This window comes from Brevibacterium sp. LAARM2_SD2 (genome assembly GCF_057364785.1).
Map to the genome: position 1 here is coordinate 1 of NZ_JBNFOM010000037.1, position 21,664 is coordinate 21,664.

16 protein-coding genes and 3 pseudogenes are annotated in these 21,664 nt (G+C 69.1%); 17 read left to right on the top strand and 2 right to left on the bottom strand.

What is annotated here, in order from left to right; genetic code table 11:
- The 16 genes and pseudogenes from murD to nrdR all read left to right on the top strand — a co-directional run.
- Window positions 1-158, top strand: a pseudogene (gene murD, locus AC2W7K_RS16970) (UDP-N-acetylmuramoyl-L-alanine--D-glutamate ligase); the annotation flags it as partial.
- 1 nt (window position 159) lies between these two features.
- Window positions 160-1,773, top strand: coding sequence for a putative lipid II flippase FtsW (gene ftsW, locus AC2W7K_RS16975; protein ID WP_198499003.1), 1,614 nt, complete (start codon window positions 160-162; stop codon window positions 1,771-1,773).
- A 1-nt stretch (window position 1,774) separates the two neighbouring features.
- Window positions 1,775-2,878 (top strand): UDP-N-acetylglucosamine--N-acetylmuramyl-(pentapeptide) pyrophosphoryl-undecaprenol N-acetylglucosamine transferase, encoded by a 1,104-nt coding sequence (locus AC2W7K_RS16980; protein ID WP_198499002.1) that lies wholly within the window; start codon window positions 1,775-1,777, stop codon window positions 2,876-2,878.
- Between the two features lie 2 nt (window positions 2,879-2,880).
- A pseudogene (gene murC, locus AC2W7K_RS16985) lies at window positions 2,881-4,280 on the top strand (UDP-N-acetylmuramate--L-alanine ligase).
- 5 nt (window positions 4,281-4,285) lie between these two features.
- Window positions 4,286-5,032, top strand: a complete 747-nt coding sequence (locus AC2W7K_RS16990) for a cell division protein FtsQ/DivIB (RefSeq protein ID WP_198499000.1) — start codon at window positions 4,286-4,288, stop codon at window positions 5,030-5,032.
- Between the two features lie 165 nt (window positions 5,033-5,197).
- The gene (gene ftsZ / locus AC2W7K_RS16995; protein ID WP_198498999.1) at window positions 5,198-6,388 is read left to right on the top strand and encodes a cell division protein FtsZ; all 1,191 of its coding nucleotides are present in this window, start codon (window positions 5,198-5,200) and stop codon (window positions 6,386-6,388) included.
- Window positions 6,389-6,391: 3 nt separating this feature from the next.
- The gene (gene pgeF, locus AC2W7K_RS17000) at window positions 6,392-7,123 is read left to right on the top strand and encodes a peptidoglycan editing factor PgeF (protein ID WP_198498998.1); all 732 of its coding nucleotides are present in this window, start codon (window positions 6,392-6,394) and stop codon (window positions 7,121-7,123) included.
- A 116-nt stretch (window positions 7,124-7,239) separates the two neighbouring features.
- Window positions 7,240-7,758, top strand: a complete 519-nt coding sequence (locus tag AC2W7K_RS17005; RefSeq protein WP_198498997.1) for a cell division protein SepF — start codon at window positions 7,240-7,242, stop codon at window positions 7,756-7,758.
- Window positions 7,759-7,847: 89 nt separating this feature from the next.
- Entirely contained in the window at window positions 7,848-8,147 is a 300-nt protein-coding gene (locus AC2W7K_RS17010) for a YggT family protein (RefSeq protein ID WP_137826374.1), read from the top strand.
- 203 nt (window positions 8,148-8,350) lie between these two features.
- Complete coding sequence (locus AC2W7K_RS17015; RefSeq protein ID WP_198498996.1) at window positions 8,351-9,154, top strand: DivIVA domain-containing protein; 804 nt, start codon at window positions 8,351-8,353, stop codon at window positions 9,152-9,154.
- Between the two features lie 217 nt (window positions 9,155-9,371).
- The gene (locus AC2W7K_RS17020; protein WP_486006441.1) at window positions 9,372-9,578 is read left to right on the top strand and encodes a hypothetical protein; all 207 of its coding nucleotides are present in this window, start codon (window positions 9,372-9,374) and stop codon (window positions 9,576-9,578) included.
- On the top strand, window positions 9,509-9,907 hold the full coding sequence (locus tag AC2W7K_RS17025) for a signal peptidase II (protein WP_486006442.1): 399 nt from the start codon (window positions 9,509-9,511) through the stop codon (window positions 9,905-9,907). The genes AC2W7K_RS17020 and AC2W7K_RS17025 overlap by 70 nt, the downstream gene beginning before the upstream one ends.
- Entirely contained in the window at window positions 9,900-10,823 is a 924-nt protein-coding gene (locus tag AC2W7K_RS17030) for an RluA family pseudouridine synthase (protein WP_198498994.1), read from the top strand. The genes AC2W7K_RS17025 and AC2W7K_RS17030 overlap by 8 nt, the downstream gene beginning before the upstream one ends.
- 114 nt (window positions 10,824-10,937) lie before the next feature.
- Window positions 10,938-14,445, top strand: a pseudogene (dnaE, locus tag AC2W7K_RS17035) (DNA polymerase III subunit alpha).
- A 40-nt stretch (window positions 14,446-14,485) separates the two neighbouring features.
- Entirely contained in the window at window positions 14,486-15,787 is a 1,302-nt protein-coding gene (hisD, locus tag AC2W7K_RS17040) for a histidinol dehydrogenase (RefSeq protein ID WP_486006443.1), read from the top strand.
- Window position 15,788: 1 nt separating this feature from the next.
- Window positions 15,789-16,286 (top strand): transcriptional regulator NrdR, encoded by a 498-nt coding sequence (nrdR, locus tag AC2W7K_RS17045; RefSeq protein ID WP_137826380.1) that lies wholly within the window; start codon window positions 15,789-15,791, stop codon window positions 16,284-16,286.
- Between the two features lie 555 nt (window positions 16,287-16,841).
- Here the strand turns inward: nrdR and AC2W7K_RS17050 are convergent.
- Both AC2W7K_RS17050 and AC2W7K_RS17055 read right to left on the bottom strand, forming a co-directional pair.
- A complete protein-coding gene (locus AC2W7K_RS17050) occupies window positions 16,842-19,052 on the bottom strand; it encodes a HelD family protein (protein WP_198498991.1) in 2,211 nt (736 codons plus the stop codon).
- 232 nt (window positions 19,053-19,284) lie between these two features.
- Complete coding sequence (locus tag AC2W7K_RS17055; protein ID WP_198498990.1) at window positions 19,285-20,076, bottom strand: spermidine synthase; 792 nt, start codon at window positions 20,074-20,076, stop codon at window positions 19,285-19,287.
- 163 nt (window positions 20,077-20,239) lie between these two features.
- On the opposite strand from AC2W7K_RS17055, the gene AC2W7K_RS17060 reads away from it, so the two are divergent.
- Window positions 20,240-21,430, top strand: coding sequence for a DUF4192 family protein (locus tag AC2W7K_RS17060; protein WP_198498989.1), 1,191 nt, complete (start codon window positions 20,240-20,242; stop codon window positions 21,428-21,430).
- The last annotated feature ends 234 nt before the right edge of the window (window positions 21,431-21,664 follow it).

Here is a 21,664-nt window from a genome sequence, read left to right on the forward strand (position 1 = left end):
CCGTCATGGACGCCGCGGTCGCCGCCGCCGCGACGATCGCCGTCCCCGGTGACACCGTCCTGCTCGCCCCCGCCGCGGCGAGCATGGACCAGTTCCTCAACTACAGCACCCGAGGCGAGCTCTTCGCCCACGCCGTCGAGCAGCTGCCGGGACGCTGACATGGGACGGCAGAGCACGACGCGACGCCGGCCGAGCGCGGCTTCGGCTCCGGTCGACGCCCCGACCAGGACCGACCCGACGTCCGCGCCGACGACCTCCGCGGGCGGGACGGCGCCGAGCGGGACACCGCGTGCGAAATCGCCTGCCGCGAAGACACCTGCCGCGAAGAAGCCCACAGCCAAGAAGCCCGCCGCGAAGAAGTCTGCCGCGAAGAAGCCCCGAGCGGCGATGCCCTGGGCGAAGAAGTCGAGCGCGAAGAAGTCCAGCGCGAAGACGACCACCGGCGGGCAGGCACACGTGACGGGCGCACCCGTCTCCGGGACCGCCTCGGCGGCGGAGACGACATGGCGACGCGGGATCCCCGGCAAGCAGCTGCTGCGGGCCGTCGTCGCCGAATACCGGACGATCTCCGCGAACCCGCTCGCGACGTACTACCTCATCCTCATCTCCGTCGTGGCGCTGACCGGCCTCGGCCTCGTCATGGTGCTCTCGGCCTCCTCGATCACGTCGTACGACGGGGGAGAGGGCTCCTCGTTCGAGTACTTCAACAAGCAGGCGGGCTTCGCGGCCGTCGGCTTCGCCCTTCTCATCGCCGCGTCCTTCGTGCCGCTGAGCCTGTGGAAGAAGCTCGCGTGGCCGGCGATCGGGCTCGGGGTGCTCATGCAGGCCGCCGTGTTCATCCCGGGCTTCGGCAAGGAGACGAAGGGCAACGCGAACTGGATCCAGATCGGCTCCTTCCAGCTCCAGCCCTCCGAGTTCCTCAAGATCGCCCTGGCCGTGTGGCTCGGCTGCGTGCTCGCGAACAAGTTCGGGAAGATGACGACGTTCACGCACGCGATGATCCCCGTCGTGCCCGGCATCGCCGTGGCCATCGGCCTCGTCGTCGCCGGCAACGACCTCGGCACCGCGCTCGTCCTCATGGCCATCGCCCTGGCCTGCCTCTTCATCGGCGGCTTCCCGATGAAATACTTCCTCCTCCTCATCGGCGGCCTCGGGGCGGTCACCGCGTTCTACGTGCTCAGCTCCGAGAACCGGCTCAATCGCCTCGCCCTTGCGATCACCGGGCACGCCGACCAGGCGGCGATCGACACGACGGGTCAGGCATGGCAGTCCAACCACGGGCTCTTCTCCCTCGCCTCCGGCGGCTGGTTCGGCGTCGGCCTCGGGGCGAGCCGGGAGAAGTGGTCGTGGCTGCCCGAAGCGCACAACGACTTCATCTTCGCCATCATCGGCGAGGAGCTCGGCCTCGTCGGCACGATTCTCGTCCTCCTCGTCTTCACCGTCCTCGCCTTCGGCCTCATCCGCGTCATGCTGCGCGCTGAGAGCCTGTTCGCGAAGATCACCACGGCAGGCCTCTTCGCATGGCTCATCGGCCAGGCGGCCATCAACGTCGGCGTCGTCGCCGGACTCCTGCCCGTCATCGGGCTGCCCCTGCCGTTCGTGTCCTACGGCGGATCCTCGATCATCGCCTCCCTGCTCGCCGTCGGAGTCATCCTCTCCTTCGCGCGCACGGAGAAGGGTGCCGCCGAGGCGATCCGCGCCCACAAGGACCGCGTGCGGTCCTCATTCGCCGTCCTGGCCAGGAGAGCTCCCGGCCGGAAGAAGAAGGAGTGAGATGACGACGAGCATCCTGCTGGCCGGTGGCGGCACCACCGGCCACATCTCGCCGATGCTGGCCATCGGCGAGGAACTGCGGCAGCGCCTCGACGGCGCCGACGTGTTCGCCCTCGGCACCGCCGACGGACTCGAGACCTCGATCGTGCCCGCCGCCGGGTTCGAGCTGCTGACGATCGACAAGGTGCCGATGCCGCGGCGGCTCACCCCCGGTCTCCTGCGCTTCCCGAAGTCGTTCGCCGACAACATCGCCGCCGTGCGCCGGATCATCGCCGAGCGCGGTGTCGACGCCGTCGTCGGCGTCGGCGGCTACGTGTGCCCGCCGGCCTACCTCGCCGCGAAGCAGGCGAAGGTGCCCATCATCATCCACGAGGCGAACGCGAAGCCGGGAATGGCGAACCGCCTCGGCGCGATGCTGACGAAGCCCGGACGGGTCGGGGTGACGTTCCCCGACACGACGCTGAGGAACTCGGCACTCGTCGGGATGCCGATGCCCGCGCAGATCTCCACCCTCGATCGCAGCGACCCCGGCGTCCGCGCCGCCGCCCGGTCGGCGCTCGGCCTGCGGCCCGACCTGCCCGTCCTCGTCGTCACCGGCGGCTCCTCGGGGGCCCAGCGGATCAACGAGGCATTCGAGGAGGCGGCCGCGGCATGCCAGGCCGCCGGCATCCAGGTCCTCCACATCACCGGCGCCGGCAAGGGCGAGGCCCTGCGGCAGGCCACGGCCGAGCTGCCCGACTACCACGTCGTCGACTACGTCGACGGCATGGAGAAGGTCTACGCGGCCGCCGACCTCCTCGTCGCCCGGTCCGGGGCCGCCACGGTCGCCGAGACGACCGTCGTCGGGGTCCCGGCGATCTACGTCCCGCTGCCGATCGGCAACGGCGAACAGCGGCTCAACGCCGCCTCGAGCGCGGCCGCCGGCGGTTCGCAGATCGTCGACAACGCCGACTTCACGGCGGCGACGGTCACCGACGTCGTCCTTCCGCTCATCGCCGATGAGGCGCGCCTTACGCAGATGAGCCGCGCCGCCAGAGGCCTCCATTACCCCACCGACGCCGCGGCCACGATGGCCGACATCACGACCGCCGCCCTGAGAGGATGACCATGAGCCAGACCGAGATCGTCCCCGTCACCGAACTGGGAGCCGTCCACTTCATCGGCATCGGCGGGTCGGGCATGTCCGGGATCGCCCGGATCATGGCGATGAACGGCGTCGCGGTCTCCGGCTCCGACGCCAAGGAGTCCGCCGTCGTCGACATCCTCCGCGCCCTCGGCGCCCGCGTCGACATCGGCCACGATGCCGACCATCTCGGCGATGCCGACACCCTCGTCGTGTCCTCGGCGATCCGGGCCGACAACCCCGAACTCGTCGCCGCCCGCCAGCGGGGCCTGCGGATCCTCCACCGCTCCGGGGCACTGGCCTCCCTCATGGCCGGGCGGACCGCCGTGGCCGTGGCCGGCACCCACGGGAAGACGACGACGACGTCGATGACGACCGTTGCGCTCCAGGCCTGCGGGCTCGACCCCTCGTTCGTCATCGGCGGGGTGCTCTCGACGACGGGCACGAACGCCCACCTCGGCACCGGTGACGTCTTCGTCGCCGAGGCGGACGAATCGGACGGCTCGTTCCTCCTCTACGAACCGGCGATCGGGATCCTCACCAACGTCGAAGCCGACCACCTCGACCACTACGGCACCGCGGAGAACGTCCGGCAGGCCTTCGTCGACTTCACCGCCGGCATCGGCGCCCGCGGCGGCACCGTCATCGCCTGCGCCGACGACCCCGGCTCCCGGGACGTCGCCGAGGAGGCCCGCCGGCAGGGCACCGCCGTCGTCCTCTACGGCACCGCGGACGACGCCGACATCCGCATCGTCGACCTCGTCTCGGGCCTCGGCTCGGAGTTCGGGCTCGTCATCGCCGGTCGGGGGACTCCGCTGCCGATCACCCTGCGCCAGCCCGGCGCCCACAACGCCCGCAACGCGACCGCCGCGGTCGCCGTCGCCCACGCGCTCGGCGCCGACGTCGAGAAGGCCGCCGCCGGACTCGCCGGCTACGGCGGCACCCGCCGCCGCTTCGAGGAGCGGGGGATCGCGGCCGGCGTCCGGGTCATCGACGACTACGCCCACCACCCGACCGAGCTGCGCGCGGTGCTCACCGCCGCCCGCGGGGTCGTCACCGACGAGGGACGCGTGTGGGCGGTGTTTCAGCCCCATCTCTACTCGCGCACCGCGGAGTTCAAGGCCGAGTTCGGGGAGGCCCTCGGACTCGCCGACGAGGTCGTCGTCCTCGACGTCTTCCCGGCCCGGGAGGACCCGGTGCCCGGGGTGACCGGCAACCTCATCGCCGAACGCGTCCCCCACTCGCATGTCACGTTCCTCGAATCCTTCGCCGACGCCGTGCCCTTCGTCGCCGAGCGGGTGCGCCCCGGCGACCTCGTGCTCACCGTCGCGCCGGCGATGTGACGATCCTCGGCCCCGAGATCCTCGCCGCCCTGGAGAAGTGAGACCCGTGCCGCTCGCACCCCCACGAGTCGGCGACGACTCGACGGCCGACCTCACCGGGATCATCCGCGCCCGCCGCCGGAAGGTGTGGGCCAAACGGCTGACCGCGATCGGCATCGTCGTCGCGGTGCTCGCGCTGGCGGCCGTGGCCTGGTTCTCGCCCGTCCTCGCGTTGTCGACCGTTGAGGTCGAGGACACCGAGCTCGTCACCGGTGCGCAGGTTTCGGACTTCGTCCTGACCGAACACGGCGGCACGCCGCTGCCGCAGCTGCGCCCGGGCACGATCGAGACCGAGGTCGAGACGCAGTTCCCCCGCGCCGAGGACGCCTCCGTCCACTACGCGGGACCGCGGAGCCTGCGGATCACGATCACCGACCGGACCCCGGTCGTCGCGATCTCCTCGGCCGGCGGCTTCGTCCTCTACGACGCCGAGGCGGTCGACCTCGGGTCCGTCGACACGGCCCCTGAGGGTCTCACCGTCCTCGAAGCCGATGCCCCCGACGAGGAGACCGTGAGCGCGGTCATTCGCTTCATGTCGACCCTCGGCGCTGACCTGCGCGGTAGCCTGACGACGGTGCGGGCCGACAGGGAGCAGGGGCTGTCCGGGACGATCGACACCGGAGACACCGAGGCCTCCGTCGTCTTCGGCGACAGCGAGGACGCGAGCCTGAAGATGCGCACCGCGCTCCAGCTCGCCGCCGAGGGCCGCACCGAGATCGACGTCTCCGTGCCCTCGGTGCCCGTCACCGACTGACCCGATTGGCTCCGACACACCGGGGAGGAAACTGGCCGAACTCCGACACTCCGGGGAGAATGGTTGCAGTGTCATCGCCTTGGGCCACTAGCCTGAAGGATGAGAGACGTCGAACAATGCACGCTTGAGACCGCGTGGACGATGCGCGTGAGAAGAGGAACCGACTTGGCTGAATTCCCACAATCCGGAGCGGATATCAAAGTCGCCGGCACAGGCGGCGGCGGTGTCAACGCTGTCCAGAGGATGATCGACGTCGGCCTGCGGGGCGTGGAATTCATCGCGATCAACACCGATGCGCAGGCCCTCGTCCTCTCCGATGCCGACGTCAAGCTCGAGATCGGCCGCGACCAGACCCGCGGGCTCGGCGCCGGCGCGGACCCGGAGATCGGCCGCAAGGCCGCCGAATCGAGTGAGGACGCGATCCGCGACGCCCTCGAGGGCGCGGACATGGTCTTCGTCACCGCCGGTGAGGGCGGCGGCACCGGAACCGGTGCGGCACCCGTCGTCGCCCGGGTCGCCCGCTCGCTCGGCGCCCTGACGATCGGCGTCGTCACCCGCCCCTTCACGTTCGAGGGCCGCCGCCGCTCGGCACAGGCCGAAGCCGGCATCGCCGCGCTGCGCGAAGAGGTCGACACCCTCATCGTCATCCCCAACGACCGCCTGCTCTCGATCTCCGACCGCAGCGTCTCCGTCGTCGAGGCCTTCCGCTCCGCCGACGAGGTCCTGCGCTCCGGTGTCCAGGGCATCACGGACCTCATCTCCGTGCCGGGACTCATCAACCTCGACTTCGCCGACGTCAAGTCCGTCATGCAGGACGCGGGCACCGCGCTCATGGGCATCGGCGCCGCGACCGGCGACGACCGCGCCGTGCAGGCCGCGGAGTCCGCGATCGCCTCGCCGCTGCTCGAAGCGAGCATCGACGGCGCCCACGGTGTGCTCTTCTGCATCCAGGGCGGCGCCGACCTCGGCCTCTTCGAGGTCAACGAGGCTGCGCGCCTCGTCCAGGAGGCCGCCCATCCCGAGGCGAACATCATCTTCGGCGCCGTCATCGACGACAACATCGGCGACGAGTGCCGTGTCACCGTCATCGCCGCCGGCTTCGACAACACCGTGCCCGGCCAGGACGGCAACGTCGTCGAGGCCGTGCCCGCCGGGGTCGGTGCCGTCTCCGGCGGTGCCGCGTCGTCCTCGCCGGTCATCGAATCGGAATCCGAGAGCGTCGAGGTCACCGAGCCCGAGCCCGCCGCCGCTCCCGAGCCGCGTCGTGAGGAGCACCAGATCCCCACGTCGCTGCCGAACGAGCGGAGCACCTCGAGCCTCGACAACGACCTCGACATCCCCGACTTCCTCAAGTAAGCCATGCTGCACTCGAGGTTCGTCGTGCCCGGTCGGCAGACGGCTCACGTCGCCTTCACCGACCGGCACGGCGGATATTCGAGCGGGGACTTCTCCTCCTTCAACCTCGCCCGGCACGTCGGTGACGGCGAGGAGCTCGTCGCCGCCAACCGGTCGGCGCTCGCCCAGGTGCTCGGCCTCAGCGCCGAGCGCCTGAGCTTCGTCTCCCAGGTCCACGGCACCGCCGTCCACGAGGTCGCCGAACTCGCCGACGCCCGCGCCGGCGCCGAGGCGGACGCCCAGGTCACCGCCCAGCCGGGAATCGGGCTCGTCATCATGGTCGCCGACTGCACACCTGTGCTCCTCGCCGACACCGACGCAGGGGTCATCGGTGCCGTCCACGCCGGGCGCCCCGGCATGGCCGCCGGCGTCGTCCCGGAGACGCTCGCGCGGATGCGCGCCCTCGGGGCCGAGACCATCCATGCGATCATCGGGCCCTCGGTCTGCCCGCGCTGTTACGAGGTCCCCGCCGAGCTGCGCGACGCGGTGGCCGCCGTCGAACCCGTGGCCGCCTCGGTGTCGGTGTCGGGGACTCCCGCCCTCGACGTCGCCGGCGCGGTCGCCGAGCAGCTGCGCCGGGAGGGAGCGGTCATCGACCACTTCTCCCGGACGTGCACGAAGGAATCCGAGGACCTCTACTCCTACCGCCGCCAGCAGCGCACCGGTCGGTTCGCGGGAGTCATCTGGCTCCAGTGAGCCGGAAGTCGGGGAGATTTCCCGGCGACACACCGGCGGGGCACCGGGACGCGTGCCCTCCGGTGCGATAGTTTTGCCGCAGATGTGGAACCGCTGAAGGCCGAGGAGCGTTGAGAATGTCAGCAATCAAGAAAACACTCGAGTACCTGGGATTCGTCGAAGAGGACGACGAGACCGTCGAGCGCCAGACCCGGGACGACCGTCGTGAGGAGCGCCGCGGACGCGAGGTCATCGAGACCTTCGAACAGCCCGAGCAGGAGCCCGTCGCCCGGGAGGAGCGGCCGCCGGCACAGGTGACCCCCATTCACCCGACTCCGATTCGTCCAGTCGACACTCCGGCGCCAGGGAGCTCCATGAATCGCATCAAGACCATCCATCCCCGCAGCTACAACGACGCCATGGTCATCGGCGCCGCGTTCCGCGACGGCACGCCCGTGATCATGAACCTCTCCGAGATGGACGAGAACAACTCGAAGCGCCTCGTCGACTTCTCCGCGGGTCTGATCTTCGGACTCCACGGATCGATCGAGCGCGTGACGAACAAGGTGTTCCTCCTCACGCCGGAGAACATCGAAGTCAGCGGTGAGAGCGAAGCCGACGGAGACTCGCAGGCGAGCTTCTTCAACCAGAGCTGACGGATCCGGTCTGAGCGGTTCCTCAGCTGGAGCGTATAGGCTGGGGCCTGCAGTCAGATCAGCAACGACGAAAGACGCGAGGATCCCACGTGGCCATCATCTTCTACATCCTCGGCACGGCGCTCAGCCTCTATGTGTACGTGCTCCTGGCTCGGGTCGTGCTCGACCTCGTCCAGGTGTTCTCCCGCGAGTGGAGGCCCAAGGGCTTCTTCCTCGTGCTCGCCGAGATCGTCTACACGCTCACCGATCCGCCGCTCAAGCTCCTGCGGAAGGTCATTCCGCCGCTGCGCCTGGGCCAGATCTCGCTCGATCTCGGTTTCATCGTCCTCCTCATCGGCATCCAGATCCTCGCCTCGGTCCTCTTCAGCCTCTCGCAGAGCTCCGTCTGAGACTCCCGGGGCCGGCCGTCACGGTCAGCCGCTCCGTCGGTCAGCGACGTGATCTGCGAGGACGCCTCGCGGAATTTCCGCTTCGACCCGGCGTGGCGGAGCATTTCTGCACGACAAATGCTCTGGTGTTACGCTATTGTGACGTTGAAGCCGTCCCGTGCGGACGGCAGTGAAATGAATGCAGATCGACCAAAGGTGACCTCATGGCGCTCACGCCTGAAGACGTAGTAAACAAGCGGTTCCAGCATGTGAAGTTCCGCGACGGATACGACCAGGATGAGGTCGATGACTTCCTCGACGAGGTCGTCGTCGAACTTCGACGCCTCTACCAGGAGAACGACGAACTGCGTCAGAAGCTCTCCGCTGCCGAACAGCGGGTCAAGGAGCTCGAATCCGGTGGCGCCGCGAAGGCCGCCCCCGCCCAGGACATCGACGCCACCCAGGCGATGCCCGCCGCCGTGCCGGCGCCGGACACCTCGAAGGACGCTCCTGCACCGAAGGCCGAGCAGGCCCCCGCTGCCCCGTCCGCCCCTGCCGCCGAGGAGCCCAAGGCTCCCGTCGTCAAGGAAGCGGCTCCCGCTCCGAAGCAGAACGACTCGGCTCCCGCCGTCTCGGCTGCCGTTCCCGCTGCCGGAGCCGGCGCTGCCGCGGCTTCGGCCGGCGAGAACGACTCGCACGGACTCATCGCGCTGGCCCAGCGCGTCCACGACGAGCACGTCGCCGAAGGCGAGCGCAAGCGCGCCGAGCTCATCAAGGGTGCCGAGAAGGAAGCTCAGGACATCGTCGGCAAGGCCGAGGCCAAGCGCGACGAGACCCTGTCGAGCCTCGAGACGCAGAAGTCGCAGCTCGAGCGCTCGATCGACCAGCTCTCGAACTTCGAGCGCCAGTACCGCACGCGCCTGAAGAGCTACCTCAACGATCAGCTCCGCGACCTCGAGAACTCGACGAGCCTCGCCCCCGAGACCCTCGACGGCAACTCGTTCGGATCCTCGAGCAACAAGCTCTGATCTGACGCGCCGCGTCCCACGGGGCCGGAGGACTCATTCGAGTCCTCCGGCCCCGTCGTCGTCGGCGGCCCGGAGGCCGTCGCCGACGCCCCCGGTCACGCGCCCGGTCACGCTACTTGCCGAGGGCACGGCCACGTGCGGTTGACGCCCTGATCGTGCGCCGTTCTTGCGCGTGGAATGGGAATCGCCGCAGTCGCGGTCGGCTAGAATGATCCGAATGAATGAAGACCCGGTACGGCGTCGACCGAAGCTGCTCTGGACACTGTTCGGCATCGCCGCAGCGATCCTCGCGTTCGACCAGCTGACGAAGCAGCTCGCGATCGCCTTCCTCGAAGGCCGGCCTCGATCCCCGTCATCGGGGACCTCGCCGGATTCGCCTTCTACCGCAACCCCGGGGCCGCCCTCGGCCTCGGCGCGAACATGACGTGGGTCTTCCCGCTCATCGCCGTCGCCGTCTTCATCGCCATCCTCGTCCTCTCCCGCAAGCTCGGCTCGCGGGGGTGGGCGATCGGACTCGGCCTGCTGCTCGGCGGCCTCTTCGGCAACCTCGTCGATCGGCTCTTCCGGCAGCCGGGGTTCCCCAACGGTGCCGTCGTCGACTTCATCGACCTCTCGCTCTTCATCTGCAACTTCGCCGACGTCGCGATCTCCGCCGCCGCGGTGACGCTCATCATCGCCAGCCTGCGCGGCATCGAACTCGACGGTTCGCACCGAGTGGCCGCCACCGCGGAGAAGGAGGATTCCCATGACTGAACGCTCGATCCTCGTTCCCGAGGGGCTCGAGGGCCAGCGCGTCGATGCGGCGCTGTCGAAGCTGCTCGGCCTCTCCCGCACCGCCGCCGCGGACATCTGCGCCGACGGGGGAGTCCAGCTCGACGGCCGCGTCGTCGGCAAATCCGATCGTGTCGTCGCCGGTGCCCGCATCGACGTCATGCTGCCCGAACCCAAACGTCCGCTCGAGGTCGTCGCCGACCCCGTGCCCGGCATGCGCATCGTCTACGACGACGATTCGTTCGTCGTCGTCGACAAGCCCGTCGGGGTCGCCGCGCACCCGGCCATCGGCTGGACCGGACCGACCGTCGTCGGCGGTCTCGCCGCGGCCGGCTACCGGATCGCGACCTCGGGGGCGCCCGAGCGGCAGGGCATCGTCCAGCGTCTCGACGTCGGCACCTCGGGGCTCATGGTCGTCGCGAAGAGCGAATACGCCTACAGCGTGCTCAAGCGGGCGTTCAAGGAGCGCACGGTCGAGAAGACCTACCACGCCCTCGTCCAGGGCCTGCCCGACCCCGTCGTCGGCACGATCGACGCCCCCATCGCCCGCCACCCCCGCCACGACGGCCTCTACGCCGTCCACAGCGAGGGCAAGCACGCGATCACCCACTACGAGGTCATCGAAGCGCACCGCCGCGCCGCCCTCCTCGAGATCCACCTCGAGACCGGCCGCACCCACCAGATCCGCGTGCACTTCTCTGCCCTGGGACGCCCGTGCGCCGGGGACCTGCCCTATGGCGCGGACCCCGTCCTCGCGAAGGAGCTGGGGCTGACCCGACAGTGGCTGCACGCGCTGCGACTCGGTTTCCACCACCCGGAGACGGGGGAGTGGGTCGAGTTCGAAAGCGAGTATCCCGACGACCTCCAGCAGGCCCTCGACCGGATCCGGGAGGGCTGAGCCCATGGTCTAAGCTGAGTGGGCATCGCAGGTCATTGGCAAGGGATCCGCAAGGGAAGGCAGAGCGTGCCGAACGACGATTTCGTCCATCTTCACGTCCACACCGAATACTCCATGCTCGACGGGGCGGCCCGCCTCGGCGACCTCATGGCCGCGACGAAGGCGTCGGGCATGTCGGCGATCGCGACGACCGACCACGGGTACCTCTTCGGTGCCTTCGACTTCTGGTCGCAGGCGACGAAGGCCGACATCAAGCCGATCATCGGCGTCGAGGCCTACGTCACCCCCGGCACCGCCCGCGACGACAAGACCCGCGTGAAGTGGCGGACCGAGGAGTCGCAGAAGAGCGATGACCTCTCCGGCGGCGGCCTCTACACGCACATGACCCTGCTGTCGAAGAACAACACGGGCATGCGCAACCTCTTCAAGGCCTCCTCGGTGGCCTCTCTCGATTCGGTGACGGCGAAGTGGCCGCGCCTCGACCAGGACCTCCTCGAGACCTACTCCGAGGGACTCATCGCCACGACCGGCTGCCCGTCCGGGGAGATCCAGACCCGGCTGCGACTGGGCCAGTACGAGGAGGCGAAGGCCGCGGCCGGGAAGTATCGGGAGATCTTCGGGGCCGAGAACTACTTCTGCGAGCTCATGGACCACGGTCTCTCGATCGAGAGGCGGGTGACGCAGGACCTGCTGCGGCTGGCCAAGGAGATGGACATCCCGCTCGTCGCCACGAACGACCTCCACTACACCCACGAATCCGATGCGAAGGCCCATGAGGCCCTGCTCGCGATCCAGTCGGGGTCGAAGCTCATCGAGCCGACCTACGATCAGGGCGGCTCGCGCTTCGCCTTCTCCGGATCCGGCTACTACCTCAAGACGCCGGCGGAGATGCGGGAGCTCTTCAAGGAGATGCCCGAGGCGTGCGACAACACGCTCGCGATCGCGGAGATGTGCGAGGTCTCCTTCGACACCTCGGCGAACTACATGCCGAAGTTCCCCACCCGGCCGGGAGGACGAGACGTCGTGGCTGGTCAAAGAGGTGCAGAAGGGGCTCGAGTACCGGTACCCGAACGGGATCCCCGACGACGTCCGCAAGCAGGCGGACTACGAGCTCGACATCATCATCTCGATGGGCTTCCCCGGCTACTTCCTCGTCGTCGCCGACTTCATCAACTGGTCGAAGGACAACGGCATCCGCGTCGGACCCGGCCGCGGCTCCGGCGCCGGGTCGATGGTCGCGTACGCGATGCGCATCACCGACCTCGACCCGCTTCAGCACGGCCTCTACTTCGAGCGCTTCCTCAACCCCGACCGCGTCTCGATGCCCGACTTCGACGTCGACTTCGATGATCGCCGCCGCGGCGAGGTCATCGAATACGTCACCCGCAAATACGGTGACGAGCGCGTGGCGATGATCGTCACCTACGGCACGATCAAGACGAAGCAGGCGCTCAAGGACTCCGCCCGCGTGCTCGGCAAGCCGTTCTCCCTCGGCGAGCGGCTGACGAAGGCGCTGCCGCCGGCGGAGATGGCCAAGGACATCCCGCTCGCCGACATCGAGAACCCGGACGCGAAGCGGTTCAAGGAGGCCGGAGAGTTCCGGGCGCTCGTCGACTCCGAAGCCGACGCTCGCGAGACCTTCGAAACCGCGAAGGGCCTCGAGGGCCTGAAGCGGCAGTGGGGCGTCCATGCCGCCGGCGTCATCATGTCCTCGGACCCGATCATCGACGTCATCCCGATCATGCGCCGGTTCCAGGACGGGCAGGTCATCACCCAGTTCGACTATCCGACGTCCGAGGGCCTCGGGCTCATCAAGATGGACTTCCTCGGGCTGCGCAACCTGACGATCATCTCCGACGCGGTCGAGAACATCCGGGCCAACCGGGACTTCGAACTCGACCTCGAACACCTCGAACTCGACGACCGCGGCGCGTACGAGCTGCTCACCCGCGGTGACACCCTCGGCGTGTTCCAGCTCGACGGCGGCGGCCTGCGCGCCCTCCTGCGGATGATGAAGCCGGACAACTTCGAGGACATCTCGGCGACCCTGGCCCTCTACCGTCCCGGCCCGATGGGCGCGGACTCGCACACGAACTACGCGCTGCGCAAGAACGGCCTCCAGGAGGTCACGCCGATCCACCCGGAGCTCGCCGAGCCGCTCAGGGAGATCCTCGACACGACCTTCGGTCTCATCATCTACCAGGAGCAGGTGATGGCGATCGCGCAGAAGGTCGCCGGGTACTCGCTCGGTCAGGCCGACATCCTCCGTCGCGCGATGGGCAAGAAGAAGAAGTCCGAGCTCGACAAGCAGCAGGTCGGCTTCTTCGGCGGCATGAAGGAGCGCGGCTACTCCGAGGCCGCAGCGCAGGCGCTGTGGGACATCCTCCTGCCGTTCTCCGACTACGCCTTCAACAAGGCGCACTCGGCCGCGTACGGCGTCGTCTCCTACTGGACGGCCTACCTCAAGGCCCACTACACGGCCGAGTACATGGCCGCCCTGCTCACCTCGGTGGGCGACAACAAGGACAAGCTCGCGATCTACCTCAACGAGTGCCGCCGGCTCGGCATCACCGTGCTGCCGCCCGACGTCAACGACTCCGCGCTCCACTTCACCCCGGTCGGGGAGGACATCCGCTTCGGCATGGGTGCGGTGCGCAACGTCGGGGCCAACGTCGTCGACGGGATCGTCGCGGCCCGCGAGGAGAAGGGCGCGTACACCTCGTTCACGGACTTCCTCGACAAGGTGCCGAGCCACGTGTGCAACAAGCGCACGATCGAATCGCTCATCAAGGCCGGCGGCTTCGACTCCCTCGGACACACCCGCCGCTCCCTCGTCGAGATCCATGAGGAGGCCGTCGACTCCGTCATCGGCGTCAAGCGCAAGGAGGCGATCGGCGAGTTCGATCTCTTCGCCGGCCTCGACGGCGGCGACGACGGTCCGAGCTTCTCCGTGGCGATCCCCGATCGCCCCGAATGGGAGAAGAAGGAGAAGCTCGCGTTCGAACGCGACATGATCGGCCTCTACGTCTCCGACCATCCCCTCAACGGTCTCGAAGGGGTGCTCGCCGCGGAGTCGGATGCCTCGATCGCCGAGGTGGTCGACCCCGAATCGCATCGCCCCGACGGTTCGCAGATCAAGGTCTGCGGGATGATCACGCAGGTCACCCGCAAGGTGTCGAAGAACTCGGGCAAGCCGTACGCGATCGTCACGCTCGAGGACCTCGACGCCGAGGTCGAGGTCATGTTCTTCGGCGACACGTACGAACCCGTGGCGAGCCTGCTCGCAACCGACCTCGTCATCTCCCTGACCGGGCGGATCCGCCAGTCCGATGACCGGCCGACCTCGCTCATGGCGATGTCGATGACGATTCCCGACATCACCGACCCGGGGGATCGTCCGCTCAACCTCATCATGCCGATGGAGAAGGCCACCGAGGAGATGGCGGAGAAGCTGCGTCGCATCCTCGAGGCGAACAAGGGCCAGACCGACGTCCATCTCGTGCTCACCCAGCCGGGCAAGCACACCGTGATGCGGCTCGACCGGTCGATCCGCGTCGACCCCAACCCGAGCCTCTACGGTGATCTCAAGGCCCTGCTGGGGTCGCGCTGCCTGAGCGCCTGAGGCGGGTCCGGGGGGACACGTGCGCCGGGACTAGAATGGTCTGGTGAACATTCTCGACTTCCGCGATGAGACCCTGAGCAGACGATTCCTCCGGCAGCGGCTGCCGCGGGCGGCAGCCACGCATGCCGACGTCGAACGCCGGGTCTCCGACCTCCTCGGCGAGGTGGCCCGCGGAGGATCGTCGACGGTGAAGGACCTCACGGAGCGCTTCGACGGGGTCCGTCCCGATACTCTGCGCGTGCCCGCCGCCGAGCTCGCCCGGGCCGCCGCCGAGCTCGATCCGCAGGTGCGGGCCGCGCTCGTCGAGACGATCGCCCGCACCCGCAAGGTCGCCGAGGATCAGCGTCCCGCCGACGTCGTCACGGAACTCGCCCCCGGCGCCGTCGTGACGACCCGGAGCCTGCCGATCGAGCGCGTCGGGCTCTACGTGCCCGGCGGACTCGCCGTCTACCCGTCGACGGTGATCATGAACGTCGTGCCCGCGCAGGTCGCGGGTGCCCAGTCGCTGGCGATCGCGAGCCCCCCGCAGGAGTCGCTGCCCCATCCGGTCGTCCTCGCCACCGCGCACATCCTCGGCGTCGACGAGGTGTGGGCGATGGGCGGCGCCCAGGCCATCGGAGCCCTGGCGTACGGCTTCGACGACGCCGAGGTGTGCGAGCCGGTCGACCTCATCACCGGACCCGGCAACGCCTATGTCGCCGCCGCGAAGTCCCTTGTGCGCTCGCACGTCGGCATCGACGCGGTCGCCGGTCCCACGGAGATCATCATCCTCGCCGATGCCACGGCGAACCCGGCGTTCGTCGCCGCCGACCTCATCAGCCAGGCCGAACACGACGAACTCGCCGCCTCGGTGCTCGTCACGGACTCACCCGAGCTGCTCGAGGCCGTGGCCGCCGAACTCGACCGTCAGGTGCCCGAAGCCGCGCACGTCGAGCGCATCCGCACCGCACTGGCCGGTGAGCAGTCGGCCCTCGTCCTCGTCGACGACCTCGACGCCGCCGTCACCGTGGTCAACGCTTACGCCGGTGAACACGTCGAGATCCACACCGCCGACGACGCCGCGGTGGCCGAGCGCATCGTCAACGGGGGAGCCGTCTTCGTCGGACCCTATGCGCCCGTCGCCCTCGGCGACTACGCGGCCGGCTCGAACCACGTGCTGCCGACGATGGGCACCGCCGCCCACGGATCGGGACTCGGCGTGCACTCGTTCCTCAAGGTCAGCCAGGTCATCGACTACGGTCGGCCGGCTCTCGGCGACGTCGCCGAGCACATCGTCGCCCTCGCGACGGTCGAACAGCTTCCCGCCCACGGACGTGCCGTGAGCATCCGCTTCGAGGAGTGACATGCGCTGCCCATTCTGCCGTGAGTCCGATTCACGGGTCGTCGATTCGAGAACGAGCGAGGACGGGGCGGCGATCCGCCGCCGGCGGCAGTGCCGCCACTGCGGGCGCCGATTCACGACGATGGAGGCGACGAGCCTCTCCGTCATCAAGCGCTCGGGAGTGACCGAGGAGTTCTCCCGCCAGAAGATCATGTCCGGAGTCCGCAAGGCCTGTCAGGGCCGACCCGTCGGCGACGACGATCTCGCGAAGCTCGCGCAGAAGGTCGAAGAGGACATCCGGTCGAAGGGCATCGCCGAGATCGACGCCGACGAGGTGGGCCTGTCGATCCTCGAGCCGCTGCGCGAACTCGATCAGGTCGCCTACCTGCGCTTCGCGAGCGTCTACCAGGGCTTCGATTCGCTCGAGGACTTCGAGGCCGCGATCGACTCGCTGCGCGCCGATGCCGCGCTGCGCTCCGGGGACTCCCGCGAGGCGACGCCCGAGGACTTCGAGGCCTGAGGGCGGTGGGGCCGAGGGCCAGCGAGGTCTGAGGCCGCTGGGATCGCTCGACGTCGACGTCTGGAGAGGCCCGGACCGGGCGACCTGCGGACTCGGATACCTCGTCGACTGGTGGGCGAGCAGCCTTCGTCCTCGGGTCAGCCGAGGTTGCGGAAATCTTCTCGCGAAAACTTGTCCGAAAGTCGTCGATCACGGCAATAGTTGTGTACCATTATGAGTGCGCGCTTCGGTGCGCGGCCGCTTGCGGTTCGGAGGGGAAGCCGAACCGTCAAGCGGCCTTCGACGTTCCCGGGGACAGTCGCCGAAAGCTCGCCTCGTCGGGTCCGTGCAGGAGGGCGGAATCCGCCCTCCCCAACCGCTCACGACGACCGTGCACGGCAGCTTGTGCACGGCGCACCGGAGGTCCGCTCCCGAAGCCTCCTGCGCCTGCACTGTCGTTCAACAGTTCGCGTGAAATCCACCGGTTCGCCGACTCGACCGTCTCTCATTCAACAGTTGGCGTGAAGATGTCGTCTTCGAAGAGCGCATATTCACGCCAACTGTTGAACGAGCCGCTCAGCCGATGCCGAGGTCCGAGAGCTCCGTGGGAGCCGAGGCGAGGACGCCGAGGCGATCCGTCGTGCGGGTGAGCGCGACATAGAGCGCGCCGACCCCGTCATCCCCGCCGACCGGGGCGATGAGCCCGGGTTCGACGATGAGGACGGAGTCGAACTCGAGTCCCTTCGCCTGCTGCGGCGTGATGACGGCGATCTGATGGTCGAGACCGAGCACCGAGCGTCCGATGTCGAAGCCCGTGAGCGCCTCGGTGACGGGATCGATGAGCTCCTCCGGGGCGATCACGGCGATCTTGCCGCCGCTGACCGCGTCGACCTCAGCCGCCGCGGCGGCCGGCAGCGCGGCGATGACCGCCGCGGAATCGGCGAAGACCTCGAGGGTCGGCGGGGGACCGCCCTGCCGCACCGACTCGACGAGCTCGAGCTGCGGGAAATGCCGGTGGAGGTAGCGGTTGGCCAGGTCCATGACGGCCTGCGGCGTGCGGTAGGAGACCGTGAGCACCTCGAGGGAGAACCGGTCGCCGACGAACTCCGAGAGGATCGACTCCCACGTCCGGGCGCTGTCGCTGTGCGAGGACTGCGCGAGGTCGCCGACGAGCGTCGCCGACTTCGAGGGCACCCGCCGGAAGAGCACTCGCCACTGCATGGGGGAGAGCTCCTGCGCCTCGTCGACGACGAGGTGGCCGTACGTCCATTCGCGGTCCTCGATGGCACGCTCGGCCAGCGTCGTCGCCGGTCCCGCCTCCTCCCACCGGGCCGCGAGCGTCTCAGCGCTGACGATCGCCGAGGTCTCGGTCATGTCGACGACCGCCTCGGCGTACTCTCTGGCCGATTCGTCACGGGCGGCGGTCTGCTGGGGCGTCGATCCGAGCAGTTCGGCGAGTTCGTCGAGCAGCGGCGCATCCTCGATCGTCAGCGGCGCGTTCGCGGGACGGATGAGCAGCTCCTGCTCGGCGGCAGGGAGCACGCGATCCGCCGCGGCGTGGAGCTTGTGCGGCTTCGACAGGAGGGCGCGCAGCGCATCGGCGGGGCTGATGGGGAACCACGCGAGGTTGAGGGCGCGCCGGACGTCGACGCTCGAGCGCAGCTCGTCGAGGAGTTCGGGCAGACGCTCACCGGCGCCGTCGAGGCCCATCTGCCCGGCGAGATCCTCGGCGAGCGTTTTGAGCAGCCCGGCGACGAACCCGGTGCGCGCGGCATTGTGGGCGTCTCCGCTGCGCCGCGCCCGATCTCTCGCCGAGCGCACGTCCTTGCGACGCAGGAGCACCGTGTGGGCGCCGACGCGCAGCCGTTCGTCCTCCTCGGGCACGCGCTCGTAGTTCGCGATGTGGTTGGCGAGCACCGTCGCCATGACCGACCGGCCCTTGATCTCGGCGACCCGCGGATCATCGGAGATCTCCGTGTCGAGACCCGGGTAGAGCTGGCCGGGCGTGAGCAGGAGGGCACCGGTCTCGCCGAGGCTGGGCAGCACCTTCTCGATGTACTTGAGGAACACGGGGGAGGGGCCGACGAGGAGGACGCCGGACTTCGCGATCCGCTCCCGATGCCGGTAGAGAAGGTACGCTGCGCGGTGGAGGGCGACCGCGGTCTTGCCGGTGCCGGGTCCGCCCTGGACGACGAGGACGCCCTGCAGCGGCTGCCGGATGATCGCGTCCTGTTCGGCCTGGATCGTGGCGACGATGTCGCCCATCCGGCCGGTGCGGTGGCTCGTCAGCGCCGCGATGAGCGCCCCCTCGCCCTGCAGGGCCGAGCGCTGGGTGTCATCGAGGGCGTCGAGGTCGAGCACATCGTCCTCGACATCGGTGACCTTCCGGTTCTTCGTCACGAGGTGGCGCCGGCGGACGACGCCCTCGGGGTTCGCCGCGGTCGACTGGTAGAAGGGCTCCGAGGCGGGGGCGCGCCAGTCGATGAGGATCTGCTTGCGGTCGGCATCGGTGAGTCCGATGCGGCCGATGTAGCTCGGTTCGACGTCGTCCTTGAAGTCGAGTCGACCGAAGCACAGCCCCTCCTCGGCGCTGTTGAGGCGGATGAGCTGATCCTCGTAGAGGGTCGCGAAGGCGTCGCGTTCGCTGCGGTGCTGATGGTTGCCGCCGACCTCGGAGATCCTGACGGTTCCCAGTCGGGCACTGGTCTCGTCCCGCAGTTCGTCGAGTCGGGCATAGAGTTCGTCGAGCTTGGCCTGTTCGACGGCGATTTCTGAAGTCTCGGTCATCTCACCTTCTTGGGTCGGCAATCAATTATGCCGAACTTTCCCGGACGGGAGTAGTCGGGCCCGTCACACGGACGGTGCCGATCGAACCGGTCGCGCGCGTCACCAGCCGACACGCTCCGACACGCCACGGGCGGGGCCCACCACGGTGTCCGACTCTCCGGGAGATCGGTCTGTCGGGTCGTCGGTCAGTCAGGTCGCCGGTCTGGCAGGGTCTCGGTCCGTCGAGGTGCGGTCAGCGGCCGAGCCGGGCCGCAAGCGTCTCCCCGGTCAGCCAGGCAGCCATCGTCGGTGCCGTGCGCAGAACCCGATCGAGGGCGGCGTCGGGCAGCGGCCGCGCCGAGGCGGCGACGACGACGTTGCCGCGCCGGCGTCCCTTGAGCACACCGGACTCCGAGGCCGCGGCGAGGTGCGGGAACGCCGAGGCGGCGGCGTCGAGCTCGTCGCGCAGCACCCGGTGGTCGCCGGAATCGGGGACATTGGCGAGGAAGAGCCCGCCGGGTTTGAGCACGCGGGCGCACTCGGCGTAGAACTCGGCCGTCTGGAGTGCGGTGGGCACGGAGTCGTGGGAGAAGGCATCCCGGACGATGGCGTCGGCGGTGTCGTCGCGGAAGCCGGCGATCTCCTCGGCGCCGTCCCCGGCACGCAGCGCCAGGGCCGGAGAGCGCGGGAGGTCGAACCACGTGCGCACGTAGTCGATGAGCAGCGGGTCGATGTCGATGGCCGTCTGCCGCGATCCGGGCCGGCGGGCGTCGAGCGCCCTCGCCAGCGCACAGCCGGCGGCGCCGATGTGGATGGCGCGCACGGTGCCGGCCGGCAGAGTCGCCTCGATGATCCGCGCCATCCAGTCGAGGTATTCGAAGTCGAGGCGGGCGGGATCGCTCAGGGTGATCGACGACGAGGGCACGTCGTTGACATGGAGCACATAGCTGTCGGGTTCTCCGGCGACCTTCTCCAGCCGGGCGGTGCCCGTCGAGATCTCGACGACTTGCGCGCTGGGTGCTGTGAATATCCGTCTCTTCGCCACCACTCACTTCTATGTCAGTTCTCATCTCAGGGCAATTCGTGCGCGGATGCGTGGGGAGAGCGCACGTGACTTGCGCGCCATCGTCCTGTGGACGGATTGGTCCCGTCCACAGGGGCTGCGCGAGGTCTGGCGCGCGGGGGCCGAGGTGGAGTCGACTGGCGGCATGGACACGCCAGCGAAGACCGCAGAGGACATCATCGGAATCGTTCCCCACACCCTGGGCTACACGCCCGCGCACAGTCTCGTCGCGATCCTCGTCGTCACCGACGGACACGGGGCGCAGTCGTGCGCGACGACCCTGCGCGTCGACTTCGACCTCGAGCGGGCGGCGGCGACAGCGGCGGAGGGAGGGGAGTGGCTGTGCGAGCTCGTGTGCCGCGCCTGCCGGCCCTCGGGGGTGTTCCTCGTCCTCTACGACGACGAGTACGCGCCCGACGAGGAGTACGTCTTCGTCGGCCCCGACGACCTCGTCACCCGCGGCGATGCCGAGTATTCGGAGATGCGCCGCAGCCTCATCCGGGCCGCCACCGACGAGATGGCTCGCGCCCTCGGCCGCGCCGGCATCGACACCCTGAGCGCGTGGTGGGTCTCCGACGGGCGCTTCGGCCGTATCGACGACCGCGATGATCCCGGCACCGATCTCGCCGCAGCGCAGTCCTCGGCGTGCGCCACTGAACTCGTCTCGACGGGGTCGGCGCCCGCGGAGGGTCCGAGCGACCTCATCGTCCTGCCGGCCGACGCGGCTAAGAGAGCGGCGTTCTTCACCGATGAGCCGAGCGAACCGACGACGATGACGCAGGCGTTCGACATCCTCGGCGAGGTCTACCCTGGTCTCCTCGCCCAGCGCGGACGCACGGAGGCCTTCGATCGCGAGGAGCTCACCGCGCTGATGACACCGCGGGTGGTCCGCGCCCTCGACCGGATCCTTGCCGAGAAGTGGTCGCGTGACGCACTCGAGATGATCCTCGGCTTCGACCATCCCGATTTCCTGCCGCGTCGGGTGTGCCGGGCTCAATCCGGTGAGCTCGTGCAGTGGGCGCGCCGGGCGGGGAAGTCGCGGGCCGCGGCCGATCAGATGATCGGACTCTCCGACCGCGCGCCCACGCCGTACGACGTCCTGCTCGCGATCGCCTTCCTCAGAAGCTATGTGCCGTGGAGCAGCCCGCGGACTCTGTCGACGGCGTACGCGGTCATCGCCTGGTTCGAATGGTCGCTGGGCGGCTCGACGATGGCCGAGCAGTACGGACTCGCCGCGCTCGCCGTCGATGAGCGCAATTCGCTCGCCGAGCTCCTCGTCTCCGCCGTCGGCCACGGCTACCTGCCACGGTGGCTGATGACGCGGGCGCCGTTCTGAGTCCCTGGTCGCGTCCAGGTGGTGTGTGCGCGCCGAGGTGGGTGCTGGGTCGACCACTACCCGCAGCGTCTCGTCCTACCCGTGCCGGCGTAGGGAGTGCAGCTGCGGGTGCCTCTCGGTGAGCGGAACGGTGCTTGTGCGGCTGGGGGTAGTTTTTCATGCGCCGAGGTGGCGGGACGGGCGGGGGAGCTAGAGGCGATCCGGGGGAGGGCCGGCCCGGAGTTGGCGGGGGTC